The sequence below is a fragment of the Nocardiopsis lambiniae genome, from assembly GCF_031845465.1.
Lineage (GTDB): Bacteria > Actinomycetota > Actinomycetes > Streptosporangiales > Streptosporangiaceae > Nocardiopsis > Nocardiopsis lambiniae.
This window is the reverse complement of sequence record NZ_JAVREP010000006.1, coordinates 287,623-300,604: the sequence shown is the minus strand read 5'-3', so window position 1 is coordinate 300,604 and position 12,982 is coordinate 287,623. Positions and strand designations below refer to the sequence as shown.

The following is a 12,982-nucleotide window of genomic DNA, read 5'->3' as shown; positions in this document are numbered from 1 at the left end:
CCCGGAAAGGCACACGATGGCTCCTTCGAGAGCACCCGACTTCACCCGGCACACCTACGACGTGGTGGTGATCGGTGCGGGCGGCGCCGGGCTGCGCGCCGCCATCGCCGCCCGCGAACAGGGCATGCGCACCGCCGTCATCTCCAAGTCGCTGTTCGGCAAGGCGCACACGGTGATGGCCGAGGGCGGCGCCGCGGCCGCGCTCGGTAACGCCAACCCCGCCGACGAGTGGCGGGTGCACTTCCGTGACACCGTGCGCGGCGGAAAGTTCCTCAACGATCCCCGCATGGCCGAGCTGCACGCGCGCGAGGCCCCCGAGCGCATCCTGGAGCTGGAGTACTGGGGCGCGCTGTTCGACCGGACCCCCGACGGCCGGATCAGCCAGCGCAACTTCGGCGGGCACGAGTACCCCCGGCTCGCGCACGTGGGCGACCGGACCGGTCTGGAGATGATCCGGACCCTTCAGCAGCGGATCGTGGCGCTCCAGCAGGCCGACGCCGCCGAACTGGGCGATCCCGACGCGAGGCTGCGGGTGTTCCCCGAGACCGCGATCACCGAGCTGCTCGTGCACGAGGGCAGGGTGACCGGGGCGTTCGGCTACCGCCGCGAGGACGGCGGCTTCGTGGTGTTCGAGGCGCCCGCGGTCGTACTGGCCACCGGCGGTATCGGGAAGATGTTCCGCACCACCTCCAACTCCTGGGAGTACACCGGCGACGGCCACGCGCTGGCGCTCCGGGCGGGGGCGTCGCTCATCAACATGGAGTTCGTGCAGTTCCACCCCACCGGCATGGTCTGGCCGCCGTCGGTGCGGGGCATCCTCGTCACCGAGTCGGTGCGCGGCGACGGCGGAGTGCTGCGCAACGCCGACGGGAAGCGGTTCATGTTCGACTACGTGCCGGACGTGTTCCGCGCCCAGTACGCGGAGACCGAGGCGGAGGCCGACGGCTGGTACGACGACCCGGCGCACCACCGCAGGCCCCCCGAACTGCTCCCCCGCGACGAGGTGGCACGGGCGATCAACAGCGAGGTCAAGGCCGGTCGGGGGTCACCGCACGGCGGTGTGTTCCTGGACGTGTCGACGCGGTTGCCCGCCGAGGAGATCCGCCGACGACTGCCCTCGATGCACCACCAGTTCAAGGAGCTGGCGGACGTCGACATCACCGCCGAGGCCATGGAGGTGGGCCCCACCTGCCACTACGTGATGGGCGGGGTGCGGGTGGACGCCGAGACCGCCGCCACCGACGTGCCCGGTCTGTTCGCGGCCGGCGAGGTGGCCGGCGGCATGCACGGGTCCAACCGGTTGGGCGGCAACTCGCTGTCGGACCTGTTGGTGTTCGGCCGTCGGGCCGGACTGGGCGCGGCGGAGTACACGGCGGGCACGAACGGCCACCGGATCCCCTACGAGGCCGTGGAGCCGAAGGCTAGCGAGGCCGCCGAGCACGCGTTGGCCTCCCTCAAGCAGGGCACCGGCGAGAACCCGTACACGCTCCACTCCGATCTCCAGGACACCATGAACGACCTGGTCGGGATCATCCGGCGGGGTCCGGAACTCACGGAGGCGCTGGAGCGGCTGTCCCGTCTGGAGGAGCGGTCCACCGGGCTGAGCGCGCCCGGGGACCGGGTGTACAACCCGGGCTGGCACCTGGCGATGTCCCTGCCCAACATGCTCGTGGTGTCCCGGGCCATCGCGGCGGCGGCGCTGGAGCGCGAGGAGTCGCGCGGCGGGCACACCCGCGACGACTTCCCCGAGATGTCGGCGCGGTGGCGTCGGCTCAACCTGGAGGTGCGGGTCGACGGTCCCGGCGGTGTGACGGTGGGCCGGCGGCCGGTCCCCGAGATCCCCCCGGAACTGTTGGCGCTGTTCGATCCCGACGAGTTGGCGAAGTACCTGACCAAGGAGGAGCTGCCCGAGACGGCGGCCGACGCGGACGAGGAGGAGCGGGCATGAGCGAGCGGGTGTTCCGGGTCTGGCGCGGCGCGGACGAGGGGGATCTGACCGAGTACCGGGTCGAGGTCAACGAGGGCGAGGTGGTGCTGGACGTGCTGCACCGGCTCCAGGCCACGCAGACCCCGGACCTGGCGGTGCGGTGGAACTGCAAGGCGGGCAAGTGCGGGTCGTGCTCGGTGGAGATCAACGGCGTGCCCCGCTTGTCGTGCATGACGCGGATGAGCGTGTTCGCCGAGGACGAGGTCGTCACGGTGACGCCGCTGCGCACGTTCCCGGTGATCCGGGACCTGGTGTGCGACGTGTCGTTCAACTACGACAAGGCACGGGAGATCCCGTCGTTCACACCGGACCCGGCGACGTCGCCGGGCGACTTCCGCATGGCGCAGGTCGATGTGGAGCGGTCGCAGGAGTTCCGCAAATGCATCGAATGCTTCCTGTGCAACAACGTGTGCCATGTGATCCGCGATCACGAGGAGAACAAGGAGCACTTCTCGGGTCCGCGCTTCCTGATGCGGGTCGCCGAGCTGGAGATGCATCCGGAGGACACCGCCGACCGGCGTGTGATCGCCCAGGACGAGTTCGGGCTGGGCTACTGCAACATCACCAAATGCTGCACGGAGGTGTGCCCGGAGGGCATCCGCATCACCGACAACGCGCTCATCCCCATGAAGGAGCGCGTCGCCGACCGCAAGTACGACCCGTTGGTGTGGCTGGGGTCCAAGATCGGCGTCCGGCCGAAGGACACCCCGATCGTCCCCAACGTCCGCCGCCCCCGGGAGTGATCACGGGCCGGGGGAGCGTGCGATCCCCTCCCCTCGGCCGGCTCACCGCGCCCGTGCCCCCGGATCCGCACCGGGCGGCACGGGCGCGCGTCGGTGAGAGGCCCGCCCGGACCGGCCGCGCCCGGGGACGCGGAAGCCGAACCCGGGACGGACACGGAAGCCGGACGCGCGGGACGGATGCGGAGGGCCGACGCGGAGGCCGTGCGCCCACCGTTCACCGGAGGACGGGGCGGATGAGGAGCGATGCGCCCGGACGACCCTGAAGCGAAGGAGATGCCCTTTCATCCTCTTGATGGCGAATCTCGACTTTTCCCGGGCGGAGCGGCACACTGTGCTCCCTCGAACGGCGGGTGAGGGCGGGCAACGATGACGGACGACCACAGCCTCAAACGGCACATCGACGGTGAGGCCGCGCGGCTGTTGGGCAAGGCGATCCGGGAGCGGTACCCCGACTTCGACGTGGAGGGCTACGCCGCCGAGGTGGACGCCCGGGTCGGCCCCCTGGAGCTCAAGGACCGGGTGATGGTGATGGCCGAGAGCCTGCGCGCCCGGTTGCCCGCGTCCTACCCCGACGCGGTCGCCGTGCTCGTGGCCTCGCTGGGCGAAGGACTGGTGGAGGGCGGCGGGATGTACGGCCAGGGGTTCCACCTGATGGCCGTGGCCCGCTTCGTGGAGGAGTACGGGGTCGCCCACCCCGAGGCGTCACTGCCCGCCCTGGTGGAGATCACCCGGCGGCACACCTCCGAGTTCGCGGTGCGCCCCTTCCTCGTGCACCACCGGGAGGCGACCCTGGCGCTCATGCGGGACTGCGCCCTGGACCCGGATCCGAACGTGCGCCGGTTCGCAGGCGAGGGGATGCGTCCCCGGCTGCCGTGGGCGCGGCGGATGACGGACTTCGTCACCGACCCCGGACCCGTGCTGGAGGTCCTGGAGTCCCTGCGCAACGACCCGTCGGCCTACGTGCGCACCTCGGTCGCCAACAACCTCAACGACGTCTCGCGCGATCATCCCGACCGGGTCCTGGACCTGGCCGAGCGGTGGCTGCGGGAGAGCCCCACCCCGGAGACCGCGTGGACCGTCCGGCACGCGCTGCGCACCCTGGTCAAGAAGGGCGACCAGAGGGCCTTGGCGTTGCTGGGCGCGACCGGTGGCGAACACGTGCGGGCCGAGGCGATGGGGGTCTCCCCCGCCGGGCTCGATCTCGGGGGGACCCTGACCGTGCGGGTGGACCTGGTCAACGCCGACGACCGCCCGCACACGGTCATCGTGGACTACCGGGTCCACTACGTGCGGGCCGACGGCACCCGCCGCCCCAAGGTGTTCAAATGGACGACCGTGGAGCTGTGCGCGGGCGAGCGGCGGACGCTGGAGAAGCGCCACCGGGTGCGGCCGATCAGCACCCGTGCGCATCACCCCGGGGAGCACCTGGTGGAGGTACAGGTCAACGGTGTCATCAAGGGCGCGGCCCCGTTCGAGCTGCGGGTCCGGCCCGCCGGTGAGCGACCCTGATCGCGGTTCACCGCCGCACCCCGGCCGGTCGGGTACCCGCGTCGGCCCAGGGGCGCATGTCCGGTCGGTGCACCCCGGCGGGCCCCTCGGGGTCCCGGCCGTCGGCGAGTGCGGCCCGGACCGCCTCGGCGACCCGGGCGGGGGTGATGGGCTCCGCGTCCACGATCTCGCAGGACGGGCAGCAGGGCGCCGTCGGCCCCCGGTCCGCCAGGGTGACCGAGATGAGGCGGCCGGGCGCGCTCTCGCGTTCGACCGCGAAGGTGAGCGGTCCGCCCGCCGTTCGACGGGAGCGGTGCCGCCGGCGGTAGGCGACCCCGTCGACGACGATCCCGCGGGTGCCCTTCCCCGGCATGGTCATCGAGGGCCTCGTTCTCTCGGGGATGGAACGGGCACCACGGTAGGGGCCTCCGTCGCGGGCGCGCCACGGGTTTCCCGGGCCGGGCTCAGAATCCGCGTGACGTCCAGTCGTCCAGGTGCGCGGCGGCCTCGCCGATGGAGGTCGAGTCGCCGTGACCGGGGTGCACGACCGTCTCCTCCGGCAGGACCGTGAGGTGGCCGCGGATCGAGGCGATGATGGTCGGGAAGTCCGAGAGCGGCTGACCGGTGGCACCGGGACCGTCCGGGAAGAGCGTGTCACCGCTGAACACCGCGTTGATGGCGGGCGCGTAGAGGCACACCCCGCCCGGGGTGTGCCCCGGGGTGTGCAGGATCCGCAGTTCGAGGCCGCCCACCTGGAGGACCTCACCGTGCAGCAGGGGGGCGTCCGGCTCCTGGTCGGGGTAGACCCGATGCCAGAGGTCGGCGTCGTCGGGGTGCAGGAGGATCGGACTGTCGGTGAGTTCGGCCAGTGCCACGGCGGCGTTGATGTGGTCGCCGTGTCCGTGGGTGCACACGATCGCCATGAGTTCGCGGTCGCCCAGCCCGCGGGCGATGGCGCGGTGGTCATGGGCCGCGTCGATGACGATCGCGCTCTCCTCGTCACCGACGATCCACACGTTGTTCTCGACCGCGGACTCGACCCCCTCCAGGCTGAGGAGTCCGAAGGTGCGCAGACGCACGACGGAGTAAGGGTCGCTCATCGAAGGCTCCACCGCCTGACGTCGCGGATCACTGGCTCGGCGGTTCAAAGCCTATCCCGAGCGGGCCTCGCTCACACCCCGCTCGGGCGAGTGCCGGGTGGGGGTCGCCGGTCAGGCGAGGCCGCCGGGCTCGAAGTTGCGACGCAGCGTGTAGGGCTGGATGAGGCCGAGCCCGTGGGCGTGCCGCGCCCGTACCTTGACCACCTGGAGTCCCTCGGTGTCCTCCAGGCTGCGGGCCAGGTCCTCGTCGATGAGGACGGTGCCGGGCCGGGCGAAGGAGGTGAGTCGACTGGACCGGTTGACGGTGGTGCCGAACACGTCGCCGTGCAGGGTGAGCACCGGACCGGCGGACAGGCCGACCCGCACGTCGGGCACCTCCACGTGGGTCTTGACCCCCGAGGCCAGGCGCAGGGCGATGTCGGCGGCCTTGACCGGATCGTCGGCGACGTAGAGCACCTCGTCGCCGAGCGTCTTGACGACCCGACCGCCACCGGAGGCGACGATGTCGGCGGCGGTGGCCTCGAAGCCCTCGACCACCTCGGCGAGTTCGACCTCGTCGAGTTCGCGGCTGAGCGTGGTGAAGGAGACCAGATCGGCGAATCCGACGATCAGCGGGTAGTAGTTGGGCACACCGTCGCCACCGTTGGACATCACCGCCAGGGTGCGGGCGGTGGAGGCGGCGAGTTGGCGGCGCCAGATGTGCAGCAGCAGCCGCTCGACGTCCGGCAGCAGCTCCTTGACCTGGTTCATCAACGGGCCCGCCCCGTCCGCGCCCTCGCCCTCGCGGAAGAGCAGGGTGCTGAGGATGCTGGTCTGCCAGTCGGCCAGTCGCGCCATGGTCTGTCCCATGGCGCGGGCGAAGCGGACCACGGCCTCCTCGTCGAGAACGCCGTCGTCCAACAGGCCGGTCGCCAGCCTCAGGGCCTCCACGTCGCTCTCGGTGAAGATGACGGTGTCGTCGCTCTGGGTGGGAAAGCCCAGGGCACGCCAGATGCGCCCGGCCAACTCGGGGTCGGCCGCGGCGAGCTCGATCGCCTGCTCCCTGGTGTAGACCGTCTCACCGCCCAGGAGAGCGGTCTCGATCACTTTCGGGTCAGGACGCGACGACATACGTTCTCTTTCACGGAACCGTCCCCGCCAGTGCGGGGAGCGAGCACTATGGACCTGCGCGGCGAGGTCGCGACGCGCGGGGCCACCTCCAGCTTACGCCCCTGGTCACCGCCCGTCGGGGGGACGGTCACCCTTGGGGACCGGCGGGGGTCTCCGGTCGGTGGGCGTCGTTGACCCTCTTGTAGATCTCGGCCTGGAACCACTCCGGCCGGGGCACCTTCTTGAGGACGATGGCCTCCTGTTCGGATGCCGACTGCACGGACAACGTTCCGTACCGCATGATGCGTTCCCAGATCGACATGCTGAAGGAGACGTCGTTGACCCGGGTGAGCGGCATGTCCCGCCCCTGGCGGGAGATGAGGCCGTCGCGGGTCATCAGCCGTCGGTTGGTGAGGATGTAGACGGTGGTGGACCAGCGCAGCAGGGGGATGACGCAGAAGGCCAGCGCGGCGATCAGGGCGAGCACGCCGACCACTCCGGCGGCGATGAGCGCCCAGGTCTCCTCCCACGGCATGAACCACAGCGCCGCGCCGACGGCGGCGACGATGAGCAGCAGCGCCGTGAACTCCTCGATGAGGACGGTCCAGTGTTGGCGCACGACGTGGACGAGTTCCTCGTCGTCGGAGAGATAGCGGTCCGCGATAGGCATATCCGGATCATGGCATAGGCCGGTACCGTCCAGAAAGGTCGTGTTGCCGGCTTGTGGACAACGTTCCGGAGACGTTCTCCGAACCCCCTGTCCCCTCCTCCTCGCTCCTCAGCGGTCGGGGCGCACGTGCACGACATCGCCCGCGCTGAGGGCCCGTTCCCCCTCGGGACCGTCGACGACCAACCGCCCGTCCGCGTCGATACCGGTGGCCGTCCCCTTCAGGACCCGACCGTCGGGCAGGTGGACACGCACCCGATGACCGACGGTGACACAGGTGTCGCGGTAGACGGCGGCCAGCCCGGCGGCCTCGGCGTCGCCCTCGGCCGCCGCCCACATCGTGTACAGCTCCTCGAACTCCCCGAGCAGGGAGGCCAGCAGCACGCCCCGGTCGAGGTCGGTCGCGCCCTCGCCCCGCAGGGAGACGGCGGTGGCCACGGGCAGTTCCTCCCGGCTCTGGGAGACGTTGATCCCGATCCCGACCACCACGGCCGGGGCCCCGGAGGAGAAGTCGATCTCGGCGAGGATGCCGGCGAGCTTGCCGTCGGCCCGTTCGGGCCGGGTGGTGGAGGCCTTCGGGACCATGAGGTCGTTGGGCCACTTGAGGGCGGCCTCGACACCGGTGGTGCCGCGCACCGCGCCGACGGCGGCCACGCCCATGAGCGCCGAGAGCCAGCCCAGCCGGCCGACCGGCACCGTGGGGCGCAGCAGCAGGGAGACGGTGAGCGCGGCGCGCGGCGGTGTGCTGAATCCGCGGCCGAGCCTGCCCCGGCCCGCGCTCTGGTGTTCGGCGACCAGCACGCTCCCGTGCGGTGCGCCGTCACGGGCCCGGGCCGCCAGTTCGGTGTTGGTGGACCCGGCCTCGGGCACCACCTCGATCCGCTCCCACATGCCGTCGGGGCGGGCGAGGACGGCGTTGAGCGCCGCCGCGTCGAGCGGCGGGCGCGGGAAGGACTCGGGAGCGCTGGTCATGCCCCCATTACAGCAGCGCCGACCCGGGGGGCGCGAACACCGGCGCACCGTACCCGGATGTCGGGGACGGTGCGCCGGTGCGGTCACGTCGAAGGCGATGCCGTGACGGTCCTCGTGGACGCCGTCGCGTGCGGGGACGGTCAGCCGGTGTTCTGGAGACCGGCGGCGACGCCGTTGACCGACAGCAGCAGGAGCCGCTCCAGGTGCTGCTGGTCCTCGGACGACAGGGTGCCGGCGTCCTCCGAGCGCAACGCCTCCAAGGCGCGCAGCTGGAGGTGGGACAGCGCGTCCACGTACGGGTTGCGCAGGTCCACGGCGCGCGAGAGCACCTTGCGGCTCTCCAACAGCCTGGTGTGCCCGGTCACCCGCAGGACCAGGGTCCGGGTGAGGTCGTACTCGGCCAGGACCCGCTCGCTCAGTTCCGGTCGATCACCCAGGGCCAGGTAACGCTCGGCGATGGTGCGGTCGGTCTTGGCCAGGCTCATCTCCGCGTTGTCCAGCAGGGACGCGAACATGGGCCACTCGCGGTAGGCGGCCTGGAGCAGGGACACGTCGGTCACGGCCGCCAGGCCGGTGCCGAGTCCGTACCAGCCGGGCAGGTTGACCCGGGTCTGGGTCCAGGCGAACACCCACGGGATGGCGCGCAGGTCGCCCAGGCCGCGCGCGGCGCCCCGGCGGGCGGGGCGCGAGCCCAGGCGCAGCTCTCCCAGTTCCTCCAGGGGGCTGACCCGGGAGAACCAGGCGGCGAACCCGTCGCCGTTGATGAGCTCCAGGTACGCCTCCTGTGCGGCGGCGGCGATGGTGTCGGCGTGCGCACGGTACTTCAGGGCCGCGGAGCGCTCGCGTTCCTGCACGTCATCGGTGGAGGCCATGAGGACGGCGTGGCCGACCTGTTCGATGTGGCGGCGGGCCAGGTCGGCCTGACCGTAGCGGGCGAAGATGACCTCGCCCTGTTCGGTGACCTTGAAGCGGCCGTCGACCGAGCCGGGCGCCTGGGCGAGCAGGGCGCGGCTGGCCGGTCCGCCGCCCCGACCCAGCGAACCGCCGCGGCCGTGGAACAGGGTGAGGCGCACGTCGTGGCGGCGGGCCCAGGCGGCCAGCCGGGCCTGGGCGTCGTACAGCCGCAGGGTGGCGCTGACCGGGCCGACGTCCTTGGCGGAGTCGCTGTAGCCGAGCATCACCTCGACCCGGCGGCGGCTCTGTTCCAGTCGTGCCTGCATCTGCGGCAGTTCGAGCATGCCGTCGAGCACCTTGGGAGAGGCGTCCAGGTCGGCACCGGTCTCGAACAGGGGGATGACGTCGAGGACCGGGCGGCGGTCGGCCGGCAGCGCGTACTCGGCGAGCGCGTACACGGCCGCGATGTCGTCGGCGGAACGGGTGAAGCTGACGATGTAGCGCCGGCAGGCCTCCACACCGAACCGCTCCTGGACCCAGGAGATGACCCGGATGGTGTCGAGCACCTCCCGGGTGCGGTCGGACAGCTCACCGTCGGGGCCGTGTTCGCGCAGTTCGGCCAGGGCGGCGGCGTGCACCTCGCTGTGCTGGCGGATCTCCAGTTCGGCGAGGTGGAAGCCGAAGGTCTCGGCCTGCCAGATGAGGTGCTGGAGCTCCCCGTAGGCCTGCCGGTTCGCCCCGGCGGCGGCCAGGGACTCCTGGACGACGCGCAGGTCGGCGAGGAACGCCTCCGCGTTCGGGTAGGCCAGGTCGGCGTCGCGTTCGCGGGTGGCGCGCAGCCGGGCGGTGGCGTACAGCAGGAACCGGCGGTGCGGCTCGTTGGGCGAGCGCTCGGAGATCTCCGCCAGCAGCGAGGGCTGTCCGGCGCGGGCGGAGGCGAGTGCGTCGAGCAGCGCCGGGGAGGCGGGGGTGAGGTTGCCGTAGGCGGTGAGGGTGCGGGCGGTCCGGTCGCAGGCGGTCTCCAGGCCGCGCAGCACGTGCTCGGACTGGATGCGCACCGCCTCGCGGGTCACCTCGTGGGTGACGAAGGGGTTGCCGTCGCGGTCGCCGCCGATCCAGGTCCCGTAGCGGACGAACGGGACGGCGCGGGGCGGGCGGACGCCGGTGCCCTCGGGGTCCAGGGCCCGGTCCAGGGACCGGTAGACGTGCGGGATGACGGAGAAGATGGTCTCGTCGAAGGCCGCCAGGGCGGTGCGCACCTCGTCGAGCGGGTCGAGCCGGGTGTAGCGCAGCTGGGAGGTGCGCCAGAGCAGGTCGATCTCCTCCAACAGGCGGCGGTGCGCCTCGGCCGCCTCGGTGCTGCCCTCGTGGGAGCCGTGCCAGGCGTCGAGCTGGGCGCTGATCCGCAGGATGGAGGTGGAGACGGCGCGGCGGCGGGCCTCGGTGGGGTGGGCGGTGAGCACGGGGTGGAACTCCATGCCCGCGACCAGTGCGTCGAGGTGCCGGCCCCCGGCGTCACCGGCGCCCTCGCGGACGGCGCGCACGGCCGCGGCCAGGGACTCCCGGGGCGGGTTGTCGGCGTCGTCGCGTTCGCGCAGGGTGCGCATGCGCTGGTGTTCCTCGGCCAGGTTGGCCAGGTGGAAGTAGACGGTGAAGGCTCGGGCGACCTGCTTGGCGCGTTCCAGCGGCCACGCGGCCACCAGTGCGGTGATCTCCTCACCGGAGACGGAACCGTCGCGGGCGCCGATCACCGCGTGGCGGAGTTTCTCGACATCGGCGAGCAGATCCTCGCCGCCGCTCTCCGCGAGAACGGTCCCGAGCATCTCGCCGAGCAGCTTGACGTCATTCCTGAGCTGTTCGGGCACTTCCTGGCGCGCGCTGGCGCGCTCTGCGCTTACCGCTGTCATAAGGCAGACCCTACAGAGAACAGGTGCTCGGAGGCCTCGTCGGGGGTTCATTTCCGAGCCTTTGCCGATGCGTTAACAATTGTTCCGAAAAGGAGCGGAATTCACACCGGGTCACGGTTTTCGGATGGCCCGGGGGGTGCGATTCGCCGTGCCGGGGCCGCTCGGAGGCCGTGTGCATCGAGTCTCGCCTACCGGCGGGTAACCCCAGGGCGCGTACGCGCCCCGCCGTCCCTCGGAGTTAACCTCACTAGTTATGGCCACCGAAGCCCCTGAACCACTGTCCGCGGACGAGATCGACATCCACACCACCGCGGGCAAGCTCGCCGACCTGCAACGACGCCGTTACGAGGCGGTCCACGCGGGATCCGCGCGCGCCGTCGAGAAACAGCACGCCAAGGGCAAGATGACCGCGCGCGAGCGCATCGACGCCCTGCTCGACCCCGGGTCGTTCGTCGAGTTCGACGCACTGGCCCGGCACCGGTCCACCAACTTCGGTCTGGGCGGCAACCGGCCCTACGGGGACGGCGTCGTCACCGGACACGGCACCGTCGACGGTCGTCCCGTCGCCGTGTTCAGCCAGGACGTCACCGTCTTCGGTGGATCGCTCGGTGAGGTCTACGGCGAGAAGATCTGCAAGGTCCTCGACCACGCCCTCACCAACGGGTGCCCCGTCGTCGGCATCAACGAGGGCGGCGGCGCGCGCATCCAGGAGGGCGTCGTCTCCCTGGGCCTGTACGCCGAGATCTTCAAGCGCAACACCCATCTGTCCGGGGTCGTCCCGCAGATCTCCCTCATCATGGGGGCCGCGGCCGGCGGGCACGTCTACTCCCCCGCCCTCACCGACTTCATCGTCATGGTCGACGAGACCTCGCAGATGTTCATCACCGGCCCCGACGTCATCAAGACCGTCACCGGCGAGGACGTCTCGATGGAGGAGCTGGGCGGCGCCCGCACCCACAACACCAGGTCGGGTGTGGCCCACTACATGGGTGCGGACGAGCAGGACGCCCTCGACTACGTCAAGGCCCTGCTGGCGCACCTGCCCGGCAACAACCTGGAGGACGCCCCCGTCCTGGCCCCCGAGGAGGACCCCGGCGAGGAGGTCAACGACGCCGACCGGGCGTTGGACTCCTTCGTCCCCGACTCCGCCAACCAGCCCTACGACATGAAGACGGTCATCGGGACCGTCGTGGACGACGGGGACTTCCTGGAGGTCCACTCCCTGTTCGCCACCAACATGGTGGTGGGGTTCGGTCGCGTGGACGGACATTCCGTCGGCATCGTCGCCAACCAGCCCATGAGCCTGGCCGGTTGCCTCGACATCGACGCGTCCGTCAAGGCCGCCCGGTTCGTGCGCACCTGCGACGCCTTCAACATCCCGGTGCTGACCTTCGTGGACGTGCCCGGGTTCCTGCCCGGCACCGACCAGGAGTGGGACGGCATCATCCGCCACGGCGCCAAGCTGCTGTACGCCTACGCCGAGGCCACCGTCCCGCTGCTCACCGTGATCACCCGCAAGGCGTTCGGCGGCGCCTACGACGTCATGGGATCCAAGCACCTGGGCGCCGACATCAACCTGGCCTGGCCCACCGCGCAGATCGCGGTCATGGGCGCCCAGGGCGCGGTGAACATCCTGCACCGGCGCACCCTGGCGGCGGCCGAGGACGTCGAGACCGAGCGGACCCGGCTCATCGGCGAGTACGAGGACACGCTCCTCAACCCCTACTCGGCGGCCGAACGCGGCTACGTCGACGGGGTCATCCTGCCGTCGGAGACCCGGGTACAGGTCACCAAGGCGCTGCGCGCGCTCGCGAACAAGCGGAGGCAGCTGCCCCCCAAGAAGCACGGGAACATCCCGCTGTGAGCGCCCGTCACACGCCACCGCACCTGGTCGTCGTCCGGGGCGAGCCCACCGCCGAGGAGATCGCCGCCCTCACCGCGGTGCTCGCCGCCCGGGCCGCCGCCGCGCGCGCCGCGGCGGAGACGCCGACCGAGCCGACACGGCCCTCCGGCTGGCGCGACCGCTCACGGGGCGTCCGCGCCCCGCTGCGCCCCGGCCCGGGCGCCTGGCGCACGAGCCTCCGATGAGTCCGTTCGCGTTCCGACCCCACACCACCACCCGGACTCGGGGCGGT

General features: G+C 71.5%; 11 protein-coding genes. 5 read left to right on the top strand and 6 right to left on the bottom strand.

Translation table 11 applies throughout. The features are described from left to right. The first annotated feature begins 16 nt into the window (after positions 1-16). From RM479_RS12085 to RM479_RS12075, 3 genes are all read left to right on the top strand, one after another. Complete coding sequence (locus RM479_RS12085) at positions 17-1,948, top strand: fumarate reductase/succinate dehydrogenase flavoprotein subunit (RefSeq protein ID WP_311511801.1); 1,932 nt, start codon at positions 17-19, stop codon at positions 1,946-1,948. Continuing rightward, positions 1,945-2,730 (top strand): succinate dehydrogenase/fumarate reductase iron-sulfur subunit, encoded by a 786-nt coding sequence (locus RM479_RS12080; protein ID WP_311511800.1) that lies wholly within the window; start codon positions 1,945-1,947, stop codon positions 2,728-2,730. Before RM479_RS12085 ends, RM479_RS12080 begins: the two co-directional genes overlap by 4 nt. A 366-nt stretch (positions 2,731-3,096) precedes the next feature. Continuing rightward, on the top strand, positions 3,097-4,239 hold the full coding sequence (locus tag RM479_RS12075; RefSeq protein ID WP_311511799.1) for a DNA alkylation repair protein: 1,143 nt from the start codon (positions 3,097-3,099) through the stop codon (positions 4,237-4,239). Between the two features lie 7 nt (positions 4,240-4,246). Here RM479_RS12075 and RM479_RS12070 read toward each other — a convergent pair whose 3' ends face one another. The 6 genes from RM479_RS12070 to RM479_RS12045 all read right to left on the bottom strand — a co-directional run bounded on the left by RM479_RS12070 (position 4,247) and on the right by RM479_RS12045 (position 10,763). After that, the gene (locus tag RM479_RS12070; RefSeq protein ID WP_311511798.1) at positions 4,247-4,597 is read right to left on the bottom strand and encodes a hypothetical protein; all 351 of its coding nucleotides are present in this window, start codon (positions 4,595-4,597) and stop codon (positions 4,247-4,249) included. Between the two features lie 85 nt (positions 4,598-4,682). Continuing rightward, positions 4,683-5,318, bottom strand: coding sequence for an MBL fold metallo-hydrolase (locus RM479_RS12065; RefSeq protein WP_311511797.1), 636 nt, complete (start codon positions 5,316-5,318; stop codon positions 4,683-4,685). Between the two features lie 111 nt (positions 5,319-5,429). Next, positions 5,430-6,428: an adenylate/guanylate cyclase domain-containing protein gene (locus RM479_RS12060; protein WP_311511796.1), complete on the bottom strand. Its 999-nt coding sequence runs from the start codon at positions 6,426-6,428 to the stop codon at positions 5,430-5,432. A 127-nt stretch (positions 6,429-6,555) separates the two neighbouring features. Beyond that, positions 6,556-7,077: a PH domain-containing protein gene (locus RM479_RS12055; protein ID WP_311511795.1), complete on the bottom strand. Its 522-nt coding sequence runs from the start codon at positions 7,075-7,077 to the stop codon at positions 6,556-6,558. A gap of 108 nt (positions 7,078-7,185) precedes the next feature. Next, positions 7,186-8,046, bottom strand: a complete 861-nt coding sequence (locus RM479_RS12050) for a biotin--[acetyl-CoA-carboxylase] ligase (protein ID WP_311511794.1) — start codon at positions 8,044-8,046, stop codon at positions 7,186-7,188. Positions 8,047-8,186: 140 nt separating this feature from the next. Beyond that, on the bottom strand, positions 8,187-10,763 hold the full coding sequence (locus RM479_RS12045) for a phosphoenolpyruvate carboxylase (protein ID WP_311511842.1): 2,577 nt from the start codon (positions 10,761-10,763) through the stop codon (positions 8,187-8,189). Between the two features lie 337 nt (positions 10,764-11,100). Between RM479_RS12045 and RM479_RS12040 the strand changes: the two genes are divergently transcribed. Both RM479_RS12040 and RM479_RS12035 read left to right on the top strand, forming a co-directional pair. Next, positions 11,101-12,711 carry an acyl-CoA carboxylase subunit beta gene (locus RM479_RS12040; protein WP_311511793.1) on the top strand — a complete coding sequence of 537 codons (1,611 nt, stop codon included), beginning with the start codon at positions 11,101-11,103 and terminating at the stop codon, positions 12,709-12,711. Continuing rightward, entirely contained in the window at positions 12,708-12,935 is a 228-nt protein-coding gene (locus RM479_RS12035; protein WP_311511792.1) for an acyl-CoA carboxylase subunit epsilon, read from the top strand. The genes RM479_RS12040 and RM479_RS12035 overlap by 4 nt, the downstream gene beginning before the upstream one ends. The last annotated feature ends 47 nt before the right edge of the window (positions 12,936-12,982 follow it).

Coding starts and splice junctions, on each gene's coding strand:
- RM479_RS12085 (WP_311511801.1), top strand. CDS start 17: ATGGCTCCTTCGAGAGCACCCGACTTCACCCGGCACACCTACGACGTG.
- RM479_RS12080 (WP_311511800.1), top strand. CDS start 1,945: ATGAGCGAGCGGGTGTTCCGGGTCTGGCGCGGCGCGGACGAGGGGGAT.
- RM479_RS12075 (WP_311511799.1), top strand. CDS start 3,097: ATGACGGACGACCACAGCCTCAAACGGCACATCGACGGTGAGGCCGCG.
- RM479_RS12070 (WP_311511798.1), bottom strand. CDS start 4,597: ATGACCATGCCGGGGAAGGGCACCCGCGGGATCGTCGTCGACGGGGTC.
- RM479_RS12065 (WP_311511797.1), bottom strand. CDS start 5,318: ATGAGCGACCCTTACTCCGTCGTGCGTCTGCGCACCTTCGGACTCCTC.
- RM479_RS12060 (WP_311511796.1), bottom strand. CDS start 6,428: ATGTCGTCGCGTCCTGACCCGAAAGTGATCGAGACCGCTCTCCTGGGC.
- RM479_RS12055 (WP_311511795.1), bottom strand. CDS start 7,077: ATGCCTATCGCGGACCGCTATCTCTCCGACGACGAGGAACTCGTCCAC.
- RM479_RS12050 (WP_311511794.1), bottom strand. CDS start 8,046: ATGACCAGCGCTCCCGAGTCCTTCCCGCGCCCGCCGCTCGACGCGGCG.
- RM479_RS12045 (WP_311511842.1), bottom strand. CDS start 10,763: ATGCTCGGGACCGTTCTCGCGGAGAGCGGCGGCGAGGATCTGCTCGCC.
- RM479_RS12040 (WP_311511793.1), top strand. CDS start 11,101: ATGGCCACCGAAGCCCCTGAACCACTGTCCGCGGACGAGATCGACATC.